This window comes from Labilithrix luteola, from assembly GCF_001263205.1.
GTDB lineage: Bacteria > Myxococcota_A > Polyangia > Polyangiales > Polyangiaceae > Labilithrix > Labilithrix luteola.
Window position 1 is genome coordinate 3,673,233 of record NZ_CP012333.1, and the last position, 24,334, is coordinate 3,697,566.

25 protein-coding genes are annotated in these 24,334 nt (G+C 67.0%); 14 read left to right on the plus strand and 11 right to left on the minus strand.

Annotated features, from left to right (window positions below):
• Positions 1 to 101: 101 nt before the first annotated feature.
• The 3 genes from AKJ09_RS16395 to AKJ09_RS16405 all read left to right on the plus strand — a co-directional run bounded on the left by AKJ09_RS16395 (position 102) and on the right by AKJ09_RS16405 (position 2,366).
• Positions 102 to 1,064, plus strand: a complete 963-nt coding sequence (locus AKJ09_RS16395) for a phosphoribosylaminoimidazolesuccinocarboxamide synthase (protein WP_146648144.1) — start codon at positions 102 to 104, stop codon at positions 1,062 to 1,064.
• A gap of 14 nt (positions 1,065 to 1,078) precedes the next feature.
• Entirely contained in the window at positions 1,079 to 1,318 is a 240-nt protein-coding gene (gene purS, locus AKJ09_RS16400; protein ID WP_146648145.1) for a phosphoribosylformylglycinamidine synthase subunit PurS, read from the plus strand.
• A gap of 193 nt (positions 1,319 to 1,511) precedes the next feature.
• Positions 1,512 to 2,366, plus strand: a complete 855-nt coding sequence (locus AKJ09_RS16405; protein ID WP_205633722.1) for a M48 family metallopeptidase — start codon at positions 1,512 to 1,514, stop codon at positions 2,364 to 2,366.
• A gap of 12 nt (positions 2,367 to 2,378) precedes the next feature.
• Here AKJ09_RS16405 and AKJ09_RS16410 read toward each other — a convergent pair whose 3' ends face one another.
• Together AKJ09_RS16410 and AKJ09_RS16415 are read right to left on the minus strand one after the other, a co-directional pair.
• Positions 2,379 to 2,846, minus strand: a complete 468-nt coding sequence (locus AKJ09_RS16410) for a hypothetical protein (RefSeq protein WP_146648146.1) — start codon at positions 2,844 to 2,846, stop codon at positions 2,379 to 2,381.
• Positions 2,847 to 2,933: 87 nt separating this feature from the next.
• Complete coding sequence (locus AKJ09_RS16415; RefSeq protein ID WP_169927583.1) at positions 2,934 to 4,523, minus strand: serine/threonine-protein kinase; 1,590 nt, start codon at positions 4,521 to 4,523, stop codon at positions 2,934 to 2,936.
• Between AKJ09_RS16415 and AKJ09_RS16420 the strand changes: the two genes are divergently transcribed.
• On the plus strand, positions 4,522 to 5,391 hold the full coding sequence (locus tag AKJ09_RS16420; RefSeq protein WP_169927584.1) for an ECF-type sigma factor: 870 nt from the start codon (positions 4,522 to 4,524) through the stop codon (positions 5,389 to 5,391). The genes AKJ09_RS16415 and AKJ09_RS16420 overlap by 2 nt on opposite strands.
• A 15-nt stretch (positions 5,392 to 5,406) precedes the next feature.
• Here the strand turns inward: AKJ09_RS16420 and AKJ09_RS16425 are convergent, their stop codons facing one another.
• From AKJ09_RS16425 to AKJ09_RS16445, 5 genes are read right to left on the minus strand one after another with little or no spacing between them, the layout of a single operon-like run.
• Positions 5,407 to 6,543 carry a site-2 protease family protein gene (locus AKJ09_RS16425; RefSeq protein WP_146648149.1) on the minus strand — a complete coding sequence of 379 codons (1,137 nt, stop codon included), beginning with the start codon at positions 6,541 to 6,543 and terminating at the stop codon, positions 5,407 to 5,409.
• Complete coding sequence (locus AKJ09_RS16430) at positions 6,540 to 7,247, minus strand: FliH/SctL family protein (RefSeq protein ID WP_146648150.1); 708 nt, start codon at positions 7,245 to 7,247, stop codon at positions 6,540 to 6,542. The genes AKJ09_RS16425 and AKJ09_RS16430 overlap by 4 nt, the downstream gene beginning before the upstream one ends.
• Positions 7,244 to 7,480 (minus strand): hypothetical protein, encoded by a 237-nt coding sequence (locus tag AKJ09_RS16435; protein ID WP_146648151.1) that lies wholly within the window; start codon positions 7,478 to 7,480, stop codon positions 7,244 to 7,246. Before AKJ09_RS16435 ends, AKJ09_RS16430 begins: the two co-directional genes overlap by 4 nt.
• A 10-nt stretch (positions 7,481 to 7,490) precedes the next feature.
• Positions 7,491 to 8,357 carry an MBL fold metallo-hydrolase gene (locus AKJ09_RS16440; protein ID WP_146648152.1) on the minus strand — a complete coding sequence of 289 codons (867 nt, stop codon included), beginning with the start codon at positions 8,355 to 8,357 and terminating at the stop codon, positions 7,491 to 7,493.
• 9 nt (positions 8,358 to 8,366) lie between these two features.
• Positions 8,367 to 9,551 carry a thiolase family protein gene (locus tag AKJ09_RS16445; RefSeq protein WP_146648153.1) on the minus strand — a complete coding sequence of 395 codons (1,185 nt, stop codon included), beginning with the start codon at positions 9,549 to 9,551 and terminating at the stop codon, positions 8,367 to 8,369.
• Positions 9,552 to 9,729: 178 nt separating this feature from the next.
• Here AKJ09_RS16445 and AKJ09_RS16450 point away from each other — a divergent pair, with 178 nt between their 5' ends.
• The 4 genes from AKJ09_RS16450 (at position 9,730) to AKJ09_RS16465 (ending at position 13,067) form a co-directional block, all read left to right on the plus strand.
• A complete protein-coding gene (locus tag AKJ09_RS16450) occupies positions 9,730 to 10,212 on the plus strand; it encodes a hypothetical protein (protein WP_146648154.1) in 483 nt (160 codons plus the stop codon).
• Between the two features lie 17 nt (positions 10,213 to 10,229).
• On the plus strand, positions 10,230 to 10,562 hold the full coding sequence (locus tag AKJ09_RS16455) for a hypothetical protein (RefSeq protein ID WP_146648155.1): 333 nt from the start codon (positions 10,230 to 10,232) through the stop codon (positions 10,560 to 10,562).
• Between the two features lie 448 nt (positions 10,563 to 11,010).
• A complete protein-coding gene (locus AKJ09_RS16460) occupies positions 11,011 to 11,742 on the plus strand; it encodes an RNA polymerase sigma factor (protein ID WP_240488495.1) in 732 nt (243 codons plus the stop codon).
• Complete coding sequence (locus tag AKJ09_RS16465) at positions 11,739 to 13,067, plus strand: FecR family protein (RefSeq protein WP_146648157.1); 1,329 nt, start codon at positions 11,739 to 11,741, stop codon at positions 13,065 to 13,067. Before AKJ09_RS16460 ends, AKJ09_RS16465 begins: the two co-directional genes overlap by 4 nt.
• A gap of 15 nt (positions 13,068 to 13,082) precedes the next feature.
• On the opposite strand, the gene AKJ09_RS16470 is transcribed toward AKJ09_RS16465, so the two are convergent.
• Positions 13,083 to 13,394 (minus strand): PilZ domain-containing protein, encoded by a 312-nt coding sequence (locus tag AKJ09_RS16470; protein WP_169927585.1) that lies wholly within the window; start codon positions 13,392 to 13,394, stop codon positions 13,083 to 13,085.
• A 39-nt stretch (positions 13,395 to 13,433) separates the two neighbouring features.
• Here AKJ09_RS16470 and AKJ09_RS16475 point away from each other — a divergent pair, with 39 nt between their 5' ends.
• The 5 genes from AKJ09_RS16475 to AKJ09_RS16495 all read left to right on the plus strand — a co-directional run bounded on the left by AKJ09_RS16475 (position 13,434) and on the right by AKJ09_RS16495 (position 18,736).
• On the plus strand, positions 13,434 to 14,555 hold the full coding sequence (locus AKJ09_RS16475) for a hypothetical protein (RefSeq protein WP_146648159.1): 1,122 nt from the start codon (positions 13,434 to 13,436) through the stop codon (positions 14,553 to 14,555).
• Positions 14,556 to 14,558: 3 nt separating this feature from the next.
• Complete coding sequence (locus AKJ09_RS16480) at positions 14,559 to 15,308, plus strand: response regulator transcription factor (protein WP_146648160.1); 750 nt, start codon at positions 14,559 to 14,561, stop codon at positions 15,306 to 15,308.
• The gene (locus AKJ09_RS16485; protein ID WP_146648161.1) at positions 15,305 to 16,738 is read left to right on the plus strand and encodes a HAMP domain-containing sensor histidine kinase; all 1,434 of its coding nucleotides are present in this window, start codon (positions 15,305 to 15,307) and stop codon (positions 16,736 to 16,738) included. Before AKJ09_RS16480 ends, AKJ09_RS16485 begins: the two co-directional genes overlap by 4 nt.
• 72 nt (positions 16,739 to 16,810) lie before the next feature.
• The gene (gene lepB / locus AKJ09_RS16490) at positions 16,811 to 17,437 is read left to right on the plus strand and encodes a signal peptidase I (RefSeq protein ID WP_169927586.1); all 627 of its coding nucleotides are present in this window, start codon (positions 16,811 to 16,813) and stop codon (positions 17,435 to 17,437) included.
• Between the two features lie 147 nt (positions 17,438 to 17,584).
• Positions 17,585 to 18,736: an FHA domain-containing protein gene (locus AKJ09_RS16495; protein WP_146648163.1), complete on the plus strand. Its 1,152-nt coding sequence runs from the start codon at positions 17,585 to 17,587 to the stop codon at positions 18,734 to 18,736.
• Here the strand turns inward: AKJ09_RS16495 and AKJ09_RS16500 are convergent.
• Complete coding sequence (locus AKJ09_RS16500; protein ID WP_205633723.1) at positions 18,723 to 19,529, minus strand: GbsR/MarR family transcriptional regulator; 807 nt, start codon at positions 19,527 to 19,529, stop codon at positions 18,723 to 18,725. The two genes, AKJ09_RS16495 and AKJ09_RS16500, sit on opposite strands and share 14 nt — an antisense overlap.
• 93 nt (positions 19,530 to 19,622) lie before the next feature.
• On the opposite strand from AKJ09_RS16500, the gene AKJ09_RS16505 reads away from it, so the two are divergent.
• Positions 19,623 to 21,716, plus strand: a complete 2,094-nt coding sequence (locus tag AKJ09_RS16505; RefSeq protein ID WP_146648164.1) for a thioredoxin domain-containing protein — start codon at positions 19,623 to 19,625, stop codon at positions 21,714 to 21,716.
• Here AKJ09_RS16505 and AKJ09_RS16510 read toward each other — a convergent pair.
• Both AKJ09_RS16510 and pcnB read right to left on the minus strand, forming a co-directional pair.
• Positions 21,703 to 22,782 (minus strand): MBL fold metallo-hydrolase, encoded by a 1,080-nt coding sequence (locus AKJ09_RS16510; RefSeq protein WP_146648165.1) that lies wholly within the window; start codon positions 22,780 to 22,782, stop codon positions 21,703 to 21,705. The two genes, AKJ09_RS16505 and AKJ09_RS16510, sit on opposite strands and share 14 nt — an antisense overlap.
• A 52-nt stretch (positions 22,783 to 22,834) precedes the next feature.
• Complete coding sequence (pcnB, locus tag AKJ09_RS16515; protein WP_240488496.1) at positions 22,835 to 24,220, minus strand: polynucleotide adenylyltransferase PcnB; 1,386 nt, start codon at positions 24,218 to 24,220, stop codon at positions 22,835 to 22,837.
• Positions 24,221 to 24,334: the final 114 nt, after the last annotated feature.

The following is a 24,334-nucleotide window of genomic DNA, read 5'->3' on the forward strand; positions in this document are numbered from 1 at the left end:
CGCACGCTCTGCGACTCAGAACGCCGAAGCAAAACGCCGAAGCACAACGCGGGTGCCTGTCGATCTCGGCAGGCCCTTCGGCTAGAAGGGCGGTCATCGCGATGGTGGACGACGAACTGCTGAAGGCCCAACTCGGTCAGACCCTCGAACGCACGAGCTTCGAGGGTCTCGGCACGAAGTACGAAGGCAAGGTTCGAGACAACTACAGCCGCGGTGACCGCCGCTTCATCGTCGTGACCGACCGAATCAGCGCATTCGATCGGATCCTCGGCACCATTCCGTTCAAGGGGCAGGTTCTGAACCAGCTCGCGGCATGGTGGTTCGAGAAGACGAAAGACGTCGCGAAGAGCCACTACATCGGCACGCCCGACCCGAACGTCCTCGAGTGCGTGGAGTGCAAGCCGCTCCCCGTCGAGATGGTCGTGCGCGCCTACATTACCGGCTCGACGTCCACGAGTATGTGGACGCACTACCAGGAGGGGAAGCGCACCTTCTGCGGTCATGCGCTCCCCGAAGGCCTGGTGAAGAACCAGAAGCTCGAGCGTGCGATCCTCACGCCGGCCACGAAGGCGCCCCTCGGCGAGCACGACATTAGTGCGTCGCGCGAAGAGATCCTGGCGCGTGGCGAGATCACGGCGGACGACTTCGACCGTGCCGCCGAGATGGTGATGAAGCTCTTCGCCGTTGGCCAGAAGCTCTGCGCCGAACGCGGGCTCATCCTCGTCGACACGAAGTACGAGCTCGGCAAGACGGCGTCGGGCGAGATCGTCCTCATCGACGAGATCCACACGCCGGACTCGTCGCGTTACTGGATGGCGAACACGTACGACGAGCGCTTCACGGCTGGGCTCGATCCGGAGCCGCTCGACAAGGACTTCGTACGTCGCTACTACACGGCGCTCGGCTACCGAGGTGACGGCGAACCCGCACCTCTTCCGCCCGAGGTTCGAGTGGGCGCCGCCAAGCGCTACATCGAAGCGTACGAACGCGTGACGGGAGAGACGTTCCAACCGAACGTCGACGATCCGCTTCCGCGTATCGCCAAGAACCTGGGCCTCTCCTGAAAGGTTCCACGACGATGAAGGTCACGGTGCTCGTCCGCTTGAAGTCCGAGGTTCTCGATCCGCAGGGCGACGCGGTCCGTCGCGCGCTCGGCAAGCTCGGTTTCGAAGGTGTGCGCTCTGTGCGCGTCGGCAAGCTCATCGAGATGGACGTCGAAGACGGCCTCGCCGGTCCGGACCTCAAGGCGCGTCTCGCCAAGATGGCCGACGAGATGCTCGCGAACCCCGTCATCGAAGACTACGAAATCGTCGGCTGAAACGAGCGGACGCGAGCGTCCCGAGGGATCTGCTCGCGTCCTTCGACCTGCCACTTGGTTTTTCTCGCCACGTGCAACTCGATGTGCATGCAGAATGCACTCGAAGGGGCGGAACGTGACGATGTCGGCCCCGTGACCACGACGCTCGAGCCAGCCTTCGTGCGGCGGCTCGAGGCTCGACGATGAACCAGCGGTGAATTCGGTGCTCGCGCTCGCCTTGGGTCCGCGAGTTGCTCCGCTCGGTACCCATGAGATACCTGCCGCTCGGGCGGCCGCGCTCGTTCTGGCGACGGCGGCGTGCGCCCACTCGCCGCTGGGAACGCCTCAGTTGAATCTCGTCTCCGACGCGGACATGAACGCGCTCGGTGAGCAGGCGTTCGCCGAGGCGAAAGCGGAGACGCCCGAGACGAAGGATGCCGCGGTGACTGCGTACGTTCGGTGCGTTGCTGCGGCGATCGCCGACGAAGTCGCGCCGGGCCAGAAGTGGGACGTCCGCGTGTTCGAGAGTCCGCAGGTGAATGCGTTCGCGTTGCCGGGCGGGAGGATCGGCGTCTATACCGGTCTACTCAAGGTCGCCGAGGATCAAGATCAACTGGCGACCGTGCTCGCGCACGAGGTCGCTCACGTCACGGCCAACCACAGCAAAGCGCGCGTCTCTGCCGCCCTTGCTTCGCAGGCCGGTGTTCAACTGACCTCGGCGCTCCTCGGTGGCTCCGGCGCTGCGAATCAGCAGCTCCTTGGCCTTCTCGGCGCCGGCGTCCAGTACGGCGTGCTGATGCCCTATGGGCGAGGGCAGGAGACGGAAGCCGACCTCATCGGCCTCGACTCGATGGCGAAAGCCGGCTTCGATCCGCGAGCCTCCGTGAAGCTCTGGGAGAACATGAGCAAGGCGTCGGGCGGAAAGGAGCCCCCCACGTTTCTCTCGACGCATCCCTCGAACGAAGGACGCATCGACGACCTGAACGCGCGCATGCCTCAGGCCTTGAAGCTCTATGAACAGGCCCAGGCCGCAGGTCGGAGGCCGAATTGTCCTCAACCGGGGCGATGAGCGACGGGCGAACTACATGCTGAAGCTCGTCGCCGGAAGGGCCCGATTCGGTGACGAGCCGGGGGCGAGCGCACGCTGCGCTTGGAACGTGGCGACGACGGCGCGCACGCTGCGGCCATTGTCACGAACGGCGGCGAACCACGCCGGAACGTGCATGACGAGCTTGTGGACCGCGTTTGCCGTGCGTGCCACGAGGCGGACCCTCTTGGCCAAGAGCCCTCGCAGTTGCAGCTCCTCGACGTTGGCCCACAGGTAGGACTCGACTTTGGAGAGCACGAACGTCGTGTAGAGGAACGAACGCTCGTGCTCGAGGACGAGCAATCGGCGGTCGGTCGAAACGAGCAGGTACTGCTTCGAGAGGAAGCCGAGCCCGTACCAGGGATTGCGAACGGCGATGGCATGACCCGTCAAATGCTCTCCAGGGTCCAGAAGCCCGCGGACGAGGATCTGGAGATGGAGGTCGCTGTAGCGGAGGGACATGGGGTTCCTTTCGCTGCTTCGACATGTCGAAAGTTGGCTTGTCGCGCAAAATCGACAGCCCGTGTTCGGCCCTCGAACGATGGCGTGTCAGTGGCGGCTGCGTAGCCAATCCTCGGTCGCCGACGCGGATGTGGCCACGGTGGTAGGTGCGGGGGCCGCGGTCGTAGTCTGCGTCGTGGGAGCCGCGGGCGCCGGATTGGCCGCAGCCGTTACGGTCTTCGGCGCTCGCCGTGTCGATGGCGATCGCGTCGGTTTCGGTGCGTCTTGCGACGACGTCGGCTCGGGCGATGCGATGGACGTCGCGCCTGCATTCACGACCGGCCCTTGGGAGGTGACGGGGGCGACGAGCGCCGTGGTGGTGATGGCGGCGGCGACAGCGGGCGGCGGCATGGTCGAGGTCGTCGTCGCCATGCGCGCGCGCGCCACGAGCCCCACGGTGACGATGGTACTGATGGCCACGAGGGTCGCGCCGATCGGCCACGCCCGCGAACGACGTCGTGCAGCGCGCGACGAAGGCGGCGTCGCGAGCACGCTTCGTCGATCGAGGGAGATCGACAAGGCCTCGGCGAGGGCGGCCATCGAGGCGAAGCGCTTCCCCGGCAGCTTCGAGAGCGCGCGATGCAGCGGTGTGGCGATGGCTCTGTCGAGCGAGGCGTCGACTGCCGGCTCGCCCTGCTCGACGATCTCCAGGAGCTCGTCGATGGTCGAAGCGTCGTAGGGACGCTTTCCGGTGAGCGCCTCGTGGAGACACACGGCGAAGGAGAATTGGTCGGAAAGCGCGTCGGCCCGCTTTCCGGTCAACACTTCGGGCGCCATGTAGGCCGGGGTTCCGACGAGGCCACGCGTTCGATGGAGCGTGGACGTCATGAGGCCGCGCACGCTGTCACGCGTCGGACTCACGTTGCTCGCCACCGACGTGTCGGCGAGCCCGAAGTCGGTGACCTTGGCCTCCCCACTCGCCGACACGAGGATGTTGTGAGGCTTGAGATCGCGATGAACGACGCCCGAGCGATGGGCCGCGTCGAGCGCGCGTGCGACGTCGACGAAGAGCGCGAGAACGCGATCGGCCGGGGGACTCGTGAGGAGCCAATCGGCGAGCGTCGACCCCTCGACGAGCTGCATGGCCAGGAAGACGCGGCCACTGGCGACGCCGACCTCGAAGAGCGTCACGATGTTGGGGTGGGTGAGGCGCGCCATCGAGCGAGCCTCGCGAAGCAGGCGTCCGCCGGTCGGATCCGAATCGGTTGGTTCTTCGGTTCCGTCGTCCAGAAGGACCTTGAGAGCGACGTTGCGATCGAGCTGTGGGTCGTATGCCGCGTAGACGATGCCCATGGCACCCTGGCCGACCTGGCGCAGAACGCGGAAGCGGCCGACCGAAGAGCCTTCTCGGAACTGCTGCGCGAGATGCGTCCGCCTCACGAAGCGATCGAGGCTCGTCTCGAGACCCGACGACGCTTCGATCGACGTGCCCACGCGGTTCTCGCCGGCGAGCATCGTCAGCATCAGGTCGCAGGCATCGCACGTGTCGAGGTGGCGACGGAGCTCTTCGTATTGTTCTGCCGAGAGGGTCTGCTCGATGTACTGCGCGAGAATCCCGTCGGTCGGGCAGGAAAAAGTCTCTGAGGTCGGGCTCTTCGACGGGTCCGAAGCGTCTTGCGTGACAGATGCGCCGGGCATGACAGACTGGTCGGCGCGATTCATGACGGACTGGGCCAGTATTCAGGACGTGACGCTCGCGTGGGATCACGCAAGGTCGCAGTTTCCGGGCGTCGAGGTGTCGGAGGCGGAGTTCCGAGCGTATCTCTTGCGCCACAACGCGCCAGGCGAGAGCGACGAGGCTCCGGCACAAGGTCGAAATCCGCTCGTGATCATTACGGATTTGTACCTCGCATGCGCGTGTTCGCGCGGCGATGCGCGAGCGATTGCGGCGTTCGAACACCGGTATTCGTCGACCGTCGAGAGCGTTCGACTCCGATTTCGTGGACGCGCCCCCTCGGAGCCCGAGCTCTGGGCCGAGCTCGCGCAGCGCCTCTTCGTTCGCACCGAGGACAAGCCGGCGAAGATCGCCGAGTTTTCGGGGCGCTCCGAGCTCGGCGCATGGCTCAAGGTGGTCACCTCGCGCATCATCCTGAATCGCCTGCAGGCCGAGAAACCCGAAGCCTCCGTGGAGGACCGGATCCTCGAAGGCTTGCTCGTCACGCAGGCGAGCCCGGAGCTCTCGGTCGGTCGTGCCGAGCATCGCGCGCTGATGTCGAAGGCGTTCGCTCTGGCGGCGTCCGAGCTGCCTACGCGCGAGCGTCGGATTCTCCGTCAAGCCTTCGCCGAGGGCTTCACCATCGACGACCTCGCGAGCCTCTACAACGTGCACCGTTCGACGGCGGCTCGCTGGATCAAGGACGCCACGAACTCCCTGAGCGGGCGCGTGGCGACGATCGTTCGGACGGAGCTCCGCCTCTCGAAGGCCGAGTACGAGAGCTGGGCGCGCGACATCACGAGCAGCATGGACGTCTCGATCGCGAAGTACCTGGCGACGCGGGCAGGCTGACGGGGCTGATCGACGTCACGTGATGCTGAACGGCTCCGGCATGAAGAGGAGCACGAAGAACAGCAGCGTGACGATGGCGACGAGCATGCGAGGCTTGTCGAGCGGAGCGCTGCCCGTCGAGGGGTGATCGAGCAGGTCGTGCTTGGCGAGCACGCCGCCCTTCGCCTCCATCGTCAGGAGCAGACCGAGGCCCGCGAAAAACGCCAGCACGTAGAGCGGCGAGTGGTGATCGCGCGCCACGACGGAGACGGCCAGCAAGCCGACGACGGAGAGCGCCCGGGTACGAATCGTGATCGCCTGCGGCTTCGTTGCGCCCGGGCGACCGCGCGAGGCGAGCTCGCCGAGGATCGCGAGAACCACGAACCAGACGAGCCAGAACATCGCGTTCGCGACGTGACGGCCCATGTAATAGAGGCCCAAGCCGGCCTTCACGTCACGCGCGACATGGCCGAACACGATGACGAAGAAGAACGCGAGGAGCGATCGGTGGACGATCGTCGCGTAGCGATCCTGCTTGGGGCCGAAGAGGGCGTAGGCCACGTGTCCGCCGTCGAGCTGTCCGACCGGCAGCAGGTTGATCATCGTGACGAAGAGGCCGCCCCACGCACCCATCGCGATGGGCGAAAGCTCGATGTCCATCCCCTCGGGGATCGGGGGCGCGACGAAGTGATGAATCAGCTTGAGCAGGAGCGAATCGCCGAACCACACGGTGCCTTCGCCGCTCACGGTGACGAGCGGTGAGTGCGCGACGCCCCACACGTAAAGCGGTATGGCGAAGACGAGGCCGGCGAGCGGGCCCGAAGCGCCGATGTCGAGCAGGGCACGGCGCGTGGGAATGTGCCCGCGCATGCGGATGACCGCGCCCATGGTGCCGAAGGGGCTGAGCAGGGGCAGCGGAATGAAATAGGGGAGCGATGCCTCGACCTTGTGGATGCGCGCGGCGATGTAGTGACCGCTCTCGTGCGCGACCAAGATCGAGAGCAGCGTGGCGGTGAATTGCGCGCCTCGAACGAGAGCCGCGCGGTTGGACAGCGGCGCCTCGAGGGCTCCGCCCCCAATCGTGAGGAAACCGGTGACGAACACGCTCGCGATCGTCGCGAGGAAGAGAAAGAGATTCGTTCGCCACGCGGGCTTGGCAGCAGCCTCGGTCATTCGGCCCCGCTTCGGACGGCGTTCTCCATGCGCGCTTGGATGCCGGCAGGCGCGCGTAGGACTTCTTTGAGGGCCTCGGCGAGGCGCATGAGCTGGGGTTCGAGCCGCGCATCGAGCCGGCCGAGCTCGGTCTGCACGAGCAGTGAGCCACGCCCGAGCTCGCCGTTGCCGAAGACCTCTGCAGCGTGAGCGCCGAGGAGGCCGAGCGCTTCGGTCAGCATGAGCACGTCTTCGGGGTGCGCCTCGATCCGCAGTTTGCGGGCTCCACGCGTCTCCCTGAGGGCCTCGCTCGCGAGGCTCGCGATCCTCGCCGGGTCGACGCGAAGCGCCTCTCCCACGAGACGCTCCGCGAGGAGAACGGCGAGCTCGACGGTTCGATCGAGCTCGCGCTCGCGGCGCTGCTCTTCGAGAGCGCGGACCGCAATGAGCTCGGCCGCCACCCGTGCGACCTCTTGCCGGCGCGCTTCGGTCGCCGCCTCGGACTGAAGCTTGGCGACGGCGGCGCGTGCCTCGTCGACGAGCGCTGTGGCCTGTGCCTTGGCCTCGCGCACGATGCGCTCGGCTTCCTCGATGCCGTTGAGCGTCGCGCGCGGGATTCGTCGCGCGAGGTCGACACGTGGCGTCTCTTGCGGATGCGTGTGCTTCGCCGACGACGGGTCGCTCGCGAAGGCCCCTTTGATGATGCGCGCGTGTTCGATGCTCATCGCAAGGTCACCTCGGAGATGGCGAACGCGACTTCCTGCGCGACCGATGCGAGCGCGGCGGCGCGCACCTGACGCCGCGAGTCACGCAGCTCGGCGCCAAGTTGCGTGATTGACGCGTCACGCGCGTCGGGCATGGCGCCGAGAGTCTGCGAGAGCGAGAGCGACTGCGAGAGTGACTCTTCAAGGGTGCTGCCGAGCAGCACACTGACCGCTACGAAACTTCGCTCCCACACGAGGAAAAGCCTACACCACCCGGAAGAATTCCGCGGCATCCGTCGCGCGGTGGGCGGCGATCACCCGTCCTTCGCGAACCAGCTTCGCGAGGTGCGCCTCGAGACTGAGCTTGGCGAGAGGCCAGAGGTGCGGGGGCGTGTCGTCGTAGGCGACGGGGACGAGCGATGCGGCGTCGGCGCCGTTCGGGCCGACTTTTCGCACGGACTCGAGGACCTTGGCCTCGCGCATCAAGCGGTGGTCGATGTACTTGCGAAAGAGCTGCGTCGGCTCGTCGATGGGCTCGCCGTGGGCGGGGAGGGCCACGAACGCGTTCAGCTGCGCGAGTCGTTCGAGCTCGACGAGATACCGCTCCATGTCGCCCTCGTCGGGCGCAATGAGAATGGTGCCGACGCTGGCGACCATGTCGCCGACGATCGCCGTGCGCGTGTGCTCCTCGAAGAGGCAGACGTGCCCCGGCGCATGGCCGGGCGTGAAGAGAACGCGCCAGGTTTCGGGGCGCAGACCGTCGAGGAGGATCGTGTCGCCCTCGGCCAGAAAGCGCGTGACGCACGTCCGAGCTTCCGGCTCGAGCCTCGCGGCCGTTTCCTCGTGCGCCCAGACCGGCACTCCGAGCTCGCGCGAGAACGTGGCGAGCCCGCCCACGTGGTCACGATGGTGGTGCGTCGGAACGATCCCGACGAGCTTCCGCCCATGTGAAACGAGCGAGCGCGCCCATTCGATGAATGCGCGCTGCTCGCTCTCGTAAGGGGTGGCGGGTTCGACGAGAAGGACGTCGCGCCCGCCAAGGGCATAGCTATTGGTGTGCGTCGCGGGAGGGAGCGTCGGCGTCTTCGCCGGAAAGAGGCTCAGCGTGGCCGACAGCTCCCGCGGGCGCATACTTCGAACTCAGGCGCGCTCGAGCACCATGGCGAGCGCTTCGCCGCCGCCGATGCAGATGCTGGCGAGGCCGCGCTTCTTGTTCATGTCCTTCAGGGCGTGGAGCATCGTGGTGACGATGCGCGCGCCGCTCGCGCCGATCGGGTGACCGAGGGCCACCGCGCCGCCGCGGACGTTGACCTTCGCGGGGTCGAGCTTCGAGAGCTGCGCCGACACCATCGCGACGACGGCGAAGGCTTCGTTGATCTCGACGAGGTCGATGTCGTTCGGCGTCAGACCGACCTTCGCGAGCGTCGAGTCCATGGCCTTCGCGGGGGCCGTGGTGAACCACTCGGGCGCCTGCGCCGCGCTGCCGTAGCCGACGATGCGCGCGAGGGGCGAGAGACCGTGCTTCTTCACGGCCGCTTCGCTGGCGAGAACGAGAGCGCTCGCGCCGTCGTTGATCGACGAGGCGTTCGCCGCGGTGATCGTGCCGTCCTTGCTGAAGGCGGGCTTGAGGCCGCCGATCTTCGCGGGGTCGCCCTTGGCCGGACCCTCGTCGAGCTTCACCATGACGGGGTCGCCCTTGCGCTGCGGAACGGCAACGGGGGTGATCTCCGCGTCGAACTGGCCTTCCTTCTGGGCCGAGAGGGCCTTGCGGAAGCTCTCCTTCGCGAACTCGTCCTGCGCCTCGCGCGAGACCTTGTACTCGGCCGCGGTCTTGTCACCGCAGGTGCCCATGTGGACGTTCGCGTACGGATCCCAAAGGCCGTCGTGGATCATGCCGTCGACGAAGGGGGCGTTGCCCATGCGGTAACCCTGGCGGGCCTGCATCGCGTAGTAGGGCACGTTCGACATCGACTCCATACCGCCGGCAACGACGATGTCCGAGTCGCCGAGGGCGATGGTCTTTGCGCCGAAGATGAGCGCCTGCATGCCCGAGCCGCAGACCTTGCTCACCGTGGTGGCGGGGACATTGTCGGGGAGGCCGGCGAAGCGCATCGCCTGGCGGGCGGGCGCCTGACCGATGCCGGCCGAGAGCACGTTGCCCATGAAGACTTCACCGACCTGGTCGGGGGAGACCTTCGCGCGCTCGAGCGCGGCCTTGATCACGGCCGCGCCCAACTGCGGTGCCGTCAGCGAGGACAACGAGCCGAGGTACGCGCCGATGGGGGTCCGGGTGGCCGAGACGATGTACACGGGGGCGAGCGACATGATGGTCTGACTCCTTGTGAAGCGCCCTTATAGCTCTATTCTTCCGGGGATGAAGCCCCCCTCGGATGCACGTGCGTGCCGCGAGAAAAGCGGCGTCGCGTGCGGGCATTCGACGGGGCATTCGACGGGGATTGTGGCGAGGTTTCGATCGGGCCGTTTGGCGCAGCTTTTTGCGGCGATGGTTGCGTCTGCAACGATCGCCGCGCCATGCGGTGAAAGTGGATCCGGCGAGGGCGAAAGTCTCGTCTCCGGTGACGGCGACAGCGGAACCGAACGTGCCGGATGCCCGCAGGATCCGCCGGTCGAAGGGACGGTTTGCCTCGTCCCCGAAGGCACGGCTTGCGATTTTGGCGGCTGTGGTTCGAAGCTCGTTCGCTGCACGCGTGGCGTGTGGCGCTACGGGAAGAACCCCACCCCATCGCCGGTTTGTCCTCCGGCACCGCCGGAGGGAGCTTGCCCGCCGTGCTGGCCGGAGTTCGCGACCTGTACCTATGGAAGTGTGGATTGCGACGCACCTGACGCCAGCGTCAACACGGCCGTGGCTTCGTGTGTCGGCGGCCTGTGGGACCTCGTCATTCGACCCTGCCGGGACGGCGGAGACGACTCGGGGGACGGGGGCGGACCAGATGTTCAGGGTGACGGCGGGCCCGACGCAGACTAAAGCTGCACCTTCCAATCATGGCCGACACCAAGTTCTCGACGTTCATCACCGAAAACAAGCTCAACCCCGCGCGCATCATTGCCGTTTCGCACAAGCTCGAGACGCTGCAGCGCAGCGACCGCGATCTCAAGCTCGCCAAGCGCCAGTCGAAGGGCGAAGGAGCCGACAAGAAGGAGGCCCCCGCCGGGAAGCCCCGTTCGGGTCGTTCGGTCACGCAGCGCGCACTCAACGCGGCGCTGAGCGGCAAGGCCACGATCAGCGGCCCCACCAAGCAGCGCATTCTCCGCGCCGTCAACCACGTCCTCGAGCAGAAGAAGAAGGACAAGGTCGAACTCAAGACCCTGTTCTGATCGCCTCTCCGCGCGGCTCGCGACGAGCCTCCCGACGAGAAGGGCGTCGAAAACTGGTCCCAGCATGCCCATGCCGTGCAGCCTTACGGCATGGGCATGATCGCGCTCGTCGTCGCCGTCACCGTGGTTCTTTTCGATACGCACGAATTCATCAACCGAAAGCGCCGTACGACCTCGAGCTGACGAGGCTGCGGCGTTCGATGGAGTGCCCCTGCAGGCGCGCTCCGCCCACACGCCCATGACGTCGCGCGGCACCTCCAAACCGAGCGGACGGAGTCCAGAAGCAGTGGAGGGGCCCCGGGGCGAGGGTGACGCGAGCCACGCGAGCCACGTTCGTGCACCTCACGCGGTGAACGCGCCCGAGGGTTCGGGCACCGAACCTTCTGTGACCGTCGCTTCGGACGTTCTGCCGCTGTTGACGCCGCCGGGGGTGCTACCGGGTCGGGTTATGCCTGCCGCTCGAGCGAAGGCGAGCCCAGCTGCGACACTCGCACACACGGCGGAGCGCGAGCACGTTGGGCCCGACGAAGACGCGTTGGTTCGGCGTGCAGCCGCGGGCGACGCGGTGTCGTTCAAAGCGCTCTTCGTCCGCCACCGCGCCGATGTCGCACGGCTCGTTTACCGCATGCTCAGCGGAACGGCGGATCTCGAGGACGTCATCCAGGAAGTCTTCGTGCAGGTCTTCCGGAGCCTCAAGGACTTCCGAGGGCAGTCGAAGTTCTCGACCTGGCTCCACCGCGTCACGGTGAATGTGGTGCTCATGCACCGGCGATCGGCGCGAAGCCGCCCGGTCCTCACTGAAGAGGCCTCGAACGAGACCGTCGCCGACGCGGAGCAGGTGCTTCCGGACGACGATGCCGAGCGCCGCGAGCGCATGCGGGCCTTCGAACGGATCCTCGCGCGCCTCGCCGACAAGAAGCGTATCGTTTTCGTTTTGCACGAGCTCGAAGGGATGTCGCCGTCCGAGATTTCGGACGTCGTCGGAGCGCCCGTTCTGACGGTGCGCACGCGACTGTTCTACGCGCGCCGCGAGCTCGAAGCGATGTTTGCCGAAGAGCCAGCGCTCGCGAACCTCGCCAGCGTCGCCGACGCGAGCGCGAGTGAATCGAACGAGAAGAGCGCCAAGGGAAAGCGCTCGGCGCGCGCCGCCAAGCCGCAGGAAGAAGAGGATGCGCCATGACGGAGCACGACGATCTCCGGGAAGCGCCCCTCGATCGCGTGGTGCAGGAGGCGAAGGACGCCTATCTGCCCGGTGCGGTCGATTTCGACGCGATCGAAGCGTCCATGATGAAGCGCATCGAGGCCGAGCAGGCGCCGCTGGTCGAGGACTTGCGAGCGTCGTCGCTGCGTACGCGCCTGATGCGCGGTGGAGCGTTGGCGCTCGCCGCGGCGGCGGCGGTGGCCATCGTCGTGCGTCGCGAGGCCGTGTCGTCGGTGCCCGAGTCCGCCGTCGCCGAATCGCTTCTCGTCGATACGAATCATGCGGCGCCTTCCGAAGCGATAGCCGGTGCGCTGCGCGCGACGGAAGGCACGGGCGACGTGCGCGTTGCCGGCGAGAGCGCTTCGATCGGCCAGGTTCTTCGTGCCGGCGACGTGCTCGAAGTCGATGGCTCGCGCGCCGTGCTCGAGCGACCACGCAAGGTCTCTTGGGTTCTCGAACGTGCGCATCCCGAGCTCGAGTCCGCGGCCGAAGCTCGTGTCGCGCGAGCGCGCGTGAAGTCGGCAGGGGAGCCGCTCGTGCTCGGCCTCGAAGAAGGAGCGATCGAGGCTCAGGTCACGCCCGTTCCGCAGGGTGAAGCGTTCGCCGTCGACGTCGCGTCGGGCTCTGCGCTCGTGCGCGTTGCCGTCCACGGAACGCACCTGCGCGTGACCCGCACGAATGGGCGTGTCGTCGTCGACCTGACCGAAGGCGTGGTCTCGATCGGCAGGCCGCCGCGCACGGGCTCGACGTACGGAACGCTCGTAACGGCGCCCGCGCACGTCGAGTTCGACATCGCCGATCTCGACGGCTCACTTCGCGTCGACCACACGCCGGATCGCGTGCGGACGGCGCTGGCAATCGCGCATCCCGACCTCGTGGCCGCGGCCCCGCGAGCAACGGCGGTCGCGACGACTGCAGCGCGTGACTCGAACGCCGTCGTCGAGCCGAGCGAGCCGCAAGATTCGCCGTCGCCGCCCGTCGCCGCTCCGACTGCCGCCAAGCCTTCCACGCCGCACGCGGAGGGCGTGACCGCATCGCCGTCCGTGCCGAAAGGGACGTCCCGCCGCGAAGCCGTTGCCGCGGCCGTCCGCGAGTGCGCAGCCGGCAAGCGTCGCGCGGCCGACGTGCGCGTGACGGTGACGAGCTCACTGCACCTCAAGGTGCGTGCGAACGGCGAGATCGAGTCGGCGCAGTTCGACCCGCCGCTCATGCCGGAGATCCAGTCGTGCGCAGCGAGCGTGATCTACAAGCTCAAGCTCGACGAGTCGGGAAGCGTGAGCGTCCCGATCGAGTTCTCGTACTAGCTCGTTCGCTCGAGCTCAGCCGCGGTTACGGCTGATTTCGGTGATGACGTGGGTCGGCGCCGCACCGAGCAAGCCGAACTGCACGCCCATGCCGCCGTCGCGAACCCAGCGGACGGTGCCCGGAAGCGCAAAGGTCTCCGAGGCTCCCGGCAGCTTCACATGCACCACGACTTCCGCGCCGAATCGAGCCGGCTGCACGGTTTCGATGAACATGCCGCCGACGGAAATGTCCTTACCGACGCCTTCGTGGGCGTCCGCTTGACCTTTGATCACGAAGGACAGCGTGCAGTCGATGGTGGCGCGTGCATAGCGACGCTGTTCGATCACCAGGAGCCTCCTCGGAATCTGCGATGGTACCATCAGCACGTGGCGGACGACGACAAGGAAAGAGGAGATCGCGCGCGCTCACAGGCGCTTCCGCCGAGTGTCGAGCGTGCTCTTGCGCGCGCACGTGCTCGCTCGACCGACAAGTCGGTCTCCTCGAAGTTGCTCGAGACGTTCGTCGGCACGCGACGCGACGCAACGCGTCCCCATGCCCATCCCCATTCTCATAGCGGCGGTCGCTGGCTCGCGCTCGTGCCGGTCGGCTTCTTCGTGATGATGGGCGTCTTGATGCTGCCGCGTTCGGCGCCGCCCGTGGACGTTCCGCTTCCGGAGATCGACGAGCGCGCGCTCGATGCGATTTCTCACGACGAAGCGATGCGCGTGCAAGGCGCGAAGTCGACGCGTCTGCCGGGGGACGTTCTCGCGTTGGGAAGTGCGATTCGCGCATTCAACGCGCTGCAGGGCGGCAAGCCGACCGAAGAAGATGCGGTCGCTGCACGCGCGGCCATCGACGACGCGCGCACGGTGATCGGGACGCGTCAGACAGGTCCCTCCGACGTGCTCACGCTTCGCGCGGTTCAGCTCGATGCGTTCCTGAACGAGGTCAGCCGTTTCGAAAGCACCGGTGTCGTCTCGCCCGATCTCCAGGAGCTCGGCGGAGGCTTCATCGATCGCATGCGCGACGCGGGGTGGATTTCGGGCAACGACGTCCTGCTCACGCCCGCGCAGCGTCGCGTTGCCTTCAAGGTCGTTTGGAATGCCGTTGCCGGCGTGGAGCAGCTGAGCCTCTTTCAACCCACGCTCGACGAACAGCGCGCCCTCTACAGTCTCTATCTCGCGCATCCGCACGTGGCCGAGAGCCAGCGTTCCGCGCTCGAAGCGCGGAGGGCGGCGGCCAGGACAGAGGGTGAATGTGATCGCGTCGACGTCGACGAGCGTCGCTCGCTCGAGATGTGGCGGGTCGACAAGATCAAGAAGCTCGGCGCGCTCGATCCCGAGTACCCCACGGCCTTCGCGCTCGGTGTGGCCTACTACCGAGCGGGCCGCTACGACCTGTCGATCGAGTCGTTCCGAAGCTGGCTCTCCACCCATCCGGACGGGCCGTACGCGCTTCGCGCGCAAAACCATCTGCGGGCGGCCGTGACCGTATACGGGCCGCTCTAAGCCATGATTCGCGCGCTCCTCGTCGACGATGATCGCGATCTGGCGCGCCTCCTCGCGGACTATCTGGGCTCGCACGACGTGGAGCTCAACCACGTGGACAACGGGGCGGACGGCCTCGACGCGCTTGCGCGTGAGCCGTTCGACGTCGTGCTCCTCGACGTGATGCTTCCCGGGATCGATGGCTTCGAGGTGTGTCGCCGCATTCGTGCGTCGTCCACGCCCGACGTGCCCGTGGTGATGCTGACGGCGAGGGGAGACGACGCCGACCGCATCGTCGGCCTCGAGATCGGCGCCGACGACTACGTTCCCAAGCCCTTCAACCCACGCGAGCTTCTCGCCCGCGTGCGCGCCGTGTTGCGAAGGGCTCGTCCGGCACCGCTCTCCGCGTCCGTACCAGCTGCAGCCGCGTCCGAGACGCTCCGCGCGGGGCCGCTCGAAATCGACGTGGGAGCGCGCGTGGTCCGTCGCGAAGGAACGGAGGTGGTTCTCACCTCGTTCGAGTTTCGCATTCTCGTCGTGCTGGCCCGTCGCGCCGGTGAAACCGTGACGCGGGAGGAGCTCGCCAGCGAGGCGCGCGAGCCGGCGCAAGGCAAGGCGTCCTACGATCCGTCGGTCGATCGCTCGCTCGACGTGCACGTGAGTCGGCTTCGTCAGAAGCTCGAAGAGGATCCCAAAGATCCACGCCTCATCAAGACGGTTCGCGGCGTGGGCTACGTGCTCGCCGTGCCGGCGCGAAAGAACGGGCGCGTGTGAGGCTGCGCCACCGGCCTCCTTGGGCCTCGAAATCGGGCGCGCACGGACGGCACTCGGCGCGGCGCAGTCGCCTTCGACGTCTTCAGTTCCGTCTTCTCGCCTGGTTTCTCGGCGCCATCATCCTGGCTATCGGCGCGAGCACGCTCACCGCGTACTTCACGAACACCGAGTCGAACGAGGGTCCGACGCGCGTGGTCTCGCGTCACGTCCAACACCGACTCGCGCGCATCTGGGACGATCCCAAAGCGACCGAGGAATACGTGGCCGAGCTCCGCGACACGACGGGCCTCGATTTGCGCGTGCGACGCGACGTGCGCGTCTTCCAGGGCCGGGTTCCGAGGGCGCCGACGGGCATGGTGTTCGAAGACGGCGTGGCCTACTTTCCGGTCGTCAAAGACGGCACGCTGGTCGGCGCGCTGGAGCTCCGAAATACGGCGATTCGGCCGCAGTTTTGGCGCGTCTTCGTCGCGCTCGGCGTGGCCCTCTTCGTTCTCGGCGCCGCTGCCCGTCGTGTGTCGAAGCGCCTGGCGCGTCCGCTCGAACACCTTGCGTCCACGGCCACGCGCTTCGGCGGAGGCGATCTCGAAGCTCGAACCGGCATCGACAAGCTCCCGCATCGCTGGGTCGCCGACGAGGTGCGGGACGTCGGGCGCGCCTTCGATACGATGGCGGATCGGATCGCGAGGGTGGTTCTCGAGCAGCGCGAGCTTCTGGCTGCGATCAGCCACGAGCTTCGTTCTCCGCTGGGCCGCGCGCGCGTAGCGCTCGAGATTGCGCGGGAAGGGGTGGAGGACGGAGGGGCGCAGGCGGCGCGAATTCCGAAGGCGCTCGACGACGTCGATCGACAGCTCGTGGAGGTCGACGCCATTCTCGGAGACCTGCTTGCATCGGCCCGGGCGGGCCTCGCCGACGTGCGTCGGGAGACGAAGGCGCTCCTCCCATGGCTGCGCTCGCGCATCGCCTCCGAAACCAACGGACCCATCGAGCTCGATGCGCTGGTGAGTGAAGAGGTGGAGGTCGACATCGACGGCGCTCTCCTCGGCCGGGCCCTCCACAACGTCTTCGCGAACGCGTGGGCGCATGGACATCCCAAGGGCTCGCCGCTCGTGGTGAGGGTCACGGGCGCCGAAGGCGGGGTACGCATCACCGTGTCCGACGAGGGGCCCGGGTTTCCCGAGACGCTCTTGCCGCGTGCGTTCGAACCGTTCGTGATGGGCGGTGATGCGGCCCGTTCGCCCCGAGACGCGTCGAGCCCCCACGGCATCGGGCTTGGCTTGGCCTTGGTGCGTCGCATCGTCGAGGCCCATGGCGGAACCGTCTCGGCGCGCAATCTCGGGACCGGCTCCGAGGTCGTGGGCGCGGAGGTTGCCCTCGAAATACCGCTCGCCGGTCGTGCAAGGTCAGCAGAGACGGTGAGCGCCCACGGGTGATCCGCCGTCGGCCGACGGTCTCGGAATGCCGATCTTTTCTCGTTCGCCCTTCGGGCTCGGTACGATCCGATCGTGGAGTCTTTCGTACGTGGAGCCTGGTGGATCGTTGCCATCCTGGGGGCGATCGGGCTCTTGCTTTACCTGTTCGTGGTCGACACCTGGGTCGTTCCCGGAACCGACACGAGCTTCGCTGCCTCGATCCAGCCGACGCTCAAGCCGGGGGATCGCATCCTCGTGCAGCGCGGTTCGGTGCCTCGCGTAGGCCAGCTTGCCCGCTGCCTGCATCCCCTCGCGAGTGAGACCTACGTCGTAGGACGAGTCTTCGGCGAGGGCCGCGATCGGGTCGAAATGCGAAACGAAAGCGTGAGCGTGAACGGCAAGCCGGTGGCGACCCGGCACGGCTGCCCGTCCGAGCGCGTGGTTCACCCCGTTTCGGGCCAGGAGACTGAGCTCACCTGTGTCGTGGAGGAGAACGGCGCCTTCACCTACAGCGCGCTCGTGAACCGTGACTATCCCGAGGGTGGCGGCGCCTCGACGGTGGAGTCCGGGAAGCTCTACCTGGTGAGCGATAATCGCCATCTCCACCAGGATTCGCGCGACTACGGGCTGGTCGACGCATCGACCTGCGAACATGTTCTGTACCGGCTCTGGGGCGACACCTATGCCGACGGATCCCGCCGCTTCACGGTACTGTGGTGAGGATCGACGGGAAAAGCCCGCGCTTTCGCTCGAATCGGCACGCGAATCGGGACCGTTCCTACGGGCCAAGGCCTCCTCGGACGACGCAGGCCGGCGCCCACCCCAAAATCCCCCTTCCCCCCACTTTTTGCTAAGCTCTGCGCGCTCGTGGATTTCGAGATCGGCATCGTTTGTGGGCGTTGTGACGAGTACGCAGCGCTAGGCACTTCAGCGTGCGCATCGTGCGGGAACGCGCTCGCACTCGAAACGCCGCCTGCCCAGGATCCGTCCGTCTCGGTGGCGGTCTCGTCGTCGTCGGTTCACGGCGTGCAAAACGCTCGTGGTCCGGTGACGGTGAAGATGGTCTCGGCGTCCGATGCGCCGGCGCCGCGCGACCCGCACTTCCCGGATGCCATCTTCGAAGTCGATCTCGAGTCAGCGGCACCCCCGGACGCCGTGTCTCCGCCTTTGCGGCCAGGCACTCGTCGCGCGTTCACGCCGCCGAAGCCGTCCAAGCCCAAGTCCGTCGAGGAACTCATGGATCAAGCGAAGAACTTCGTCTGCCGCTCCTGCTCTACCGCCGTTCCGCTCGGTCACAAGTTTTGTGGTCGCTGTGGCGCAGCCGTGCCTGCGGAGATCCTCAACGCGCGGACGCAATTCTTCGGTCAGCTCCAGGCGCCCGGTAAAGCGAAGCTCATTCTCATTCGCGGCGAGGGCGTCGAGGGCCTCAGCTACCAGCTGAACGCCGACCAGCACATCGTCGGTCGCAGCGGTCAGCTCGTCTTCCCGGACGATCCGTTCGTCTCGCCGAAGCACGCGAACTTCTTCTACCGCAACGGCAAGCTCGTCGTGCGCGACGAGGGGTCGGTCAACGGCGTGTACCTTCGCGTGAAGGGCTCGGTCGACATCGAGCCGGGCGATTACTTCCTCGCGGGCGAGCAGGTGTTCATCCTCGAGTCGAAGCCGCTGTTGAACGACACGCCAGGACCGGACGGCACGTATTTCTATTCGTCGCCGAAGCACCAGAGCCCTTTCCGCATCACGCAGATGCTCCAGGGCGGTGCGCCGGGGATGACGGTGTGCGCGCGCGGTTCGAGCCTTCAGATCGGCCGTGAGGGCGGCGATCTGAACTTCCCGAGCGACCTCTACATGAGCGCTTCGCACTGCCGTTTGGAAGACACGGGCAGCGCGCTCGTCCTCACCGATCTCAACAGCCGCAACGGCACGTACGTGCGCCTCAAGAACGAGCGCGAGCTCGGCCATGGCGACTACCTGTTCGTCGGCCGCAAGCTCCTGCGCGTCGAGATCACGGCCGCTTGATGGCGGTCGTGGCGCGCTGAGGTTCTCCGCTCGTCGTCGTTCCCGACGGCGACGACGGGGAGCGGGCCAGCGCGCGCTTCGCCATCGCGGCGAGCATCTGCATCATCGTTTCGGGAACGGCGTCGATGATCTCTTCGAGGTCGACCGGGCCGTCCGTCATCGGAACGATGTCGGCGAAGACCGTCGCAAAGCGCTCGTACTTGCGCCTCAGCGAGGTGAGCTTGTCGCGCAGCGCGTCGGCTTCGTCGCCCTCGGCCTCGCCGAGAAGCTCGAGGGAGCGGTTGCAGAGCGAGACCTTGTCGACGACCACGCGCCGGAGGCGTGAGAGGTAAGCGCCGACGACGACGTCCGGGTACTTTCCTCGCAGCGCGAACGTGTCGTGACGCGTGCCCGACGCGCGCTGTCGAACGGCGATTCCCGCGGCCTCGAGTGCACGAAGGTTCGCGAAGACGTTGCTCTTGGACCGGCCGAGCATTTCGCTGAGCTCGTCCATCGAGAGGGGGGCGCCCTCGAGGTACAGGGCGGCGACGATTTGCCCGCCGAGCCTCGTGATGCCGGGAAAGCTCGCTGCGATCTCACGCCCGACCCCGTCGAGCATGGCCGCTCGCGCCGTTTGCACCGGGTCCACCTGTGAGGCGCTCGGTTGGGGCTTCGACGTGGGCGCGCTGGCCCTGGCCGCCGTTGCTCGGGGAGCACGCGCCGCCTCGGCTCGCGCCGCCTCGGCTCGTGCCGGTTCGCCGTTCTGCGGGCGGTTCTGCGGGCGGTTCTGCGGGATCGAGGCCGACTTGCGCATCAGGTCGCTCCGGAGAAATAGCACGTCACGAGCGTTGCCGCGCGGTGGTGCGCTGGGTGGTCGCCCTGGCATAGGCATGGTTAGAACCTACGCATGCCGAATCGTCTTGCCGCCGAGGCATCTCCCTATCTGTTGCAGCATGCACGGAATCCGGTCGATTGGTGGCCGTGGTGTGACGAAGCGCTGGCGGAGGCCAAGCGGCGCGACGTGCCGATTCTCCTCTCCATTGGCTACTCGGCTTGCCACTGGTGCCACGTCATGGAGCACGAGAGCTTCGAGAACGAAGCCATCGCGGCGCTCATGAACGAGCATTTCGTGTGCATCAAAGTCGACCGTGAAGAACGGCCGGACCTCGATCAGATCTATCAGCTCGTCGTGCAGCTCATGGGGCGAAGCGGCGGCTGGCCTCTGACGGTGTTTCTGACGCCCGCGCAAAAGCCATTCTTCGGGGGAACGTACTTCCCGCCTTCGGACCGCTACGGCATGCCGGGCTTCGGCAAGGTGCTTCTCGCGCTCTCGCAGGCTTACCGCGAGAAGCATGACGAGGTGCAAGAGCAGGCCGCCGAGCTCACGCGAGCCATTGCCGAAGTCTCGCGGGGAGCGGCTGCGGACGTCTCCGAGGCCGCGCCGCTCGGGCCCGATTTGCTGGAGCGTGTCTCCCGCCTGCTTCTCCGCCGCGTCGACGCGCGTAACGGCGGCTTCGGCGACAAGCCGAAGTTTCCGAACACGATGCCGCTCGAGGTGGTGCTCCGGCGTGGCGTCCTCGAAGGAGATGGCGTTGCGCGCGATGCGGCGAGGCTCCAGCTCGAGTCGATGCGACGCGGCGGGATCTGGGATCATCTCGGCGACGGGTTCCACCGCTACTCGACCGACGAACGCTGGCTCGTCCCGCACTTCGAGAAGATGCTGTACGACAACGCGCTGCTCCTGCGGTCGTACGTCGATGGCCATCGCGTCTTCGGCGCGCCGCTCTTTGCGGATACGGCGCGCGCCATTGCGTCGTATTCGAGGCGCGAGATGACCGACCCGAGCGGCGGCTACTACGCCACGCAAGACGCGGACAGCGAAGGGGAGGAGGGGAAGTTCTTCGTCTGGGATCCCGCCGAGGTTCGCGAGGCGCTCGGGGCGGACGAAGACGCGGCGAAGGTCGCTCTCGCGTACTACGGCGTGCGCCCCGAGGGGAATTTCGAGGAGCACGGACGCGCGACAGGCAAGACCGTGCTTCACGAATCGCAGCCCATCGGTGCCATTGCGGCAAGGCTCGATCGGAGCGAGGAGGAGGTGCGGGCTGCGCTCGATCGCGCCCGAAAAGCGCTGTTCGAAGCCCGCGAGAAGCGTGTGAAGCCGTTCCGCGACGAGAAGATCCTCACGAGCTGGAACGCACTGATGATCGGCGCCATGGCCGAGGCCGGTGCCGCTCTCGGCGACCCCGCGCTCGTCGATTCGGCGGAGCGCGCATGCGCCTTCGTGCAGTCGAAGCTCGTCGTCGCGCAGGGAGCACACGCGCGTGCGCTGCGGCTCGTGAAGGGCGACGTGGTGAAGGGCCCGGGTTTCCTCGACGACCACGCCTACCTTGCGAACGCCCTGCTCGATCTCTACGAGGTCACCGGCGATCCTACGCGCGTGGCGGCGGCGCGTGCGTTGGTCGACGGCATGATCGACGCCTTCTGGGAGGACGCCGAGGGCTTCTATTTCACCCCGAAGGACGGCGAAGCGCTCATCACGCGCTCGAAGGATCCGTTCGACAGCGCCGTTCCGAGCGGCGTGTCGATGGCGTGCCGCGCGCTCTTGAGGCTCGGTGCGCTCGTGGACACCAAGTACGCCGCGATGGTCGAACGCGAGCTCTTGCGCCTCGCACCGCAGGCGACGAGCAACCCGATGGGCTTCGGCCAGGCTCTTTGCGAGATGGATCGCCTCGTGCGCGGCTCGGTCGACGTAGTCCTCGTCGGGGCCCGAGGAGACGCCCGAACCCAAGCGCTCGCACGTGAGGTCTTCGCCACGTGGATTCCGAATCGAACCGTCGCGTGGTTGGACGAGCGCAATCCGGCCTCGCGCGAGGCATGCGCGCTCCTCGCCGAGGGCAAGCCCGCGAAGGACGTGCCCGTGGCCTACGTGTGTCGCGGGCGGACGTGCTCCCTTCCTGTCCGAACGCCCGAAGACCTCGCGCCGCTGCTCACGCCGCAGTAGGGCTACGCCACCACGTCGCGATTCGGTCGACGTCGTCGACGCGCGCAGGCTCGATGGCTTCGCCGACACGCGGCAAGGCCATGCGCGCGCGGCTCTCGACGGCGCGCGTGTAGATACGTTCGGCGGGATCGTCCCAGGCGTGGAGCGCCAGATCGAACGTGCCCCAATGCACGGGAAGCAGCATTCCTCCGCCGAGCATCTCGTGGGCGACGAGCGCGTTGTCGGGGCCGAGATGGATCTCCCCCCACGCCGGGTCGAAGGCGCCGATCTCGAGCATCACGAGATCGAACGGGCCGCAGTTGGCGCGGATGATCTCGAACTCGCGCGTGAGCCCCGTGTCGCCGCTGAAGAAGACGCGGTGATTCTCTCCCTGGAGCACCCACGAGGACCACGCCGTGCGATTCGCGCCGTTTCCTCGACCCGAAAAGTGCCGGCTCGGCGTCGCCTTGAAGGAGAGGTGGCCGCCCGGCATCACGGCCTCTTCCCACCAATCGAGCTCGGTGATGCGCGAGGCCGAAACGCCCCACGCCTCGAGGTGGGCGCCGACGCCGAGGGACGTGTAGAACGGCACCTCACGTCGCGCGAGCTCGAGGATCGTCGGGTAATCGAGGTGATCGTAGTGGTCGTGCGAGACGAGCACGGCGTCGAGGGGAGGCAGTGCCTCCACGGCGACGGGGGCTCGATGAAAGCGTCGAGGTCCGGTCCATGCGAAAGGCGATGCGCGATCTCCCCAGACCGGATCGGTGAGCACACGCACGCCGTCGATCTCGAGCAGAACGGTCGAATGCCCGAGCCACGTGGCACGGAGGCCCGTCTCGGCGGGCTTGGCCCATGCTGGGCGCGGATCGAGCACGGGGATGTCGATCGACGGCACGCGTCGTTTTCCCCCGAAGAAGAACTCGCCGATGATCGACACGCGCTTGCCGAGCGGTTGCCCCGCCATGTTCGAGGCGAGCGGTTGCGTGTTGTGGAACTGGCCGTCTTTGAAGCGTGGAGAACTCTCGACGCGTTCACGTCGAACTCCTCGCGACGGCGCGCCGAGGACACGAGGATCGAAGAGACTCATCGCACGCTCCATCCTACGCGTGCTGCGTGTCGGGGAAAGCGGCGCCGTGCTCTCAGCGACGTCTGCCGCCGCCACCGCCACCGCCACCGCCACCGCCACCGCCACCGCCACCACCGCGCCTGGTGCTGGGCTGACGGGGAGCAGGTGGCATGGCCTCGCGGCGAAGCGTTTCGATGGCGCTCGTGCTCTTGCCACGCGAAGCGAGGACCAGCTCGGCGACGTCGAGGGCGGGCAGGAAGAGGTCGGTACGCGCGAAGCGACCGATCCGTCCGGCGATGATTCGGGGCACCATGAACATGATGCGCCGGATGCCGTCGGCGATGCGCCTCGGCATCGCGATGCGATCGATCACCGGATCGAGGAAGTCGTTCACGGCGCCGACGACGTCGCGCACGCCCGACGCGGCCTCTTCGAGAGGCTCGTAGAGCAGCGTGGTCATGAGGACGATGTCGTCGAGCGCGCCCGACTCTTTCGTCTTCTCGTCGAGAAGCGACATCTTGCGGAAGAAGCGGGCGCTGCCGCCGTCGGTTGCCTCTTCGTCGTCGAGGAAGGCCGAGAGCTCGGGAAGGAGAATGGCCATCGCGCCGATCTCCCAGAGCAGCCACATCGAGCGGTGCGAAGCCCCCGCGCGCATCAGGCGCAGGATCTCTTCGAAAATGCGGGGACGCGCGGCGCGTGCGAGCTCGGCACGCTGCGCCACCATCGCGTCGTAGACGTCGGGGTCGATGCCCAGGTCGAGGCGAGCGGCGAACTTGATCGCGCGCAGGATGCGGACGGGATCTTCGCGGAAGCGCACCGTCGGATCCCCGATCGTGCGGATGTTCCGCGCGAGGATGTCCGGCATGCCCCCGCACCAGTCGAGGACCTGCTTGCGATCGAGGTCGTAGAAGAGCGCGTTGATCGTGAAGTCACGACGGAGCGCATCTTCGTGGGCCTCGCCGAAGACGTTGTCGCTCCGGATCAGCAGATCGTCGTCGTCTTCGACGTCGCTGTCCGTGGGGTTGCGACGGAACGTGGCGACCTCGACGACCTTGCCCTGACCGAAGAGGACGTGGGCGAGGCGGAAGCGACGGCCGATGATTCGGCAGTTGCGGAAGAGCGCCCGAACGTCGTCGGGGCGAGCGTTCGTGGCAACGTCGAAGTCCTTCGGCCGTCCGGCCAGGAGGAGGTCACGGACGCAGCCGCCGACGAGGTACGCCTGGTAGCCCGCGCGCTCGAGGCGGCGGACCACCTTCGCGGCGTCCTCGTCAATGGAGTCGTCGTTGAGGGGAGCGTCGTGACGCTGAAGTCCCGTTCCCGCGTGCCGCTCGACAATCGAGGGGGCGTCGTCAGGCTCCGCCTCGACCGTGAACGACGGAAGCTCGGGAGGCGGAGGAAGATCCGGATTTGACCGACGGCGCATTGCCGAGTTGCCGATGCCGTATGACGAACGTGCCAAGGGGAAGTACCTGCCGAAAGTCCGCGAATTCATGGAATTCGCACGAATTTGCAGCGGAGGGACCCCCAAAATAGGAGCCCCGCCGACTCTACCAGCACCCCTTGGCGGTCGCAA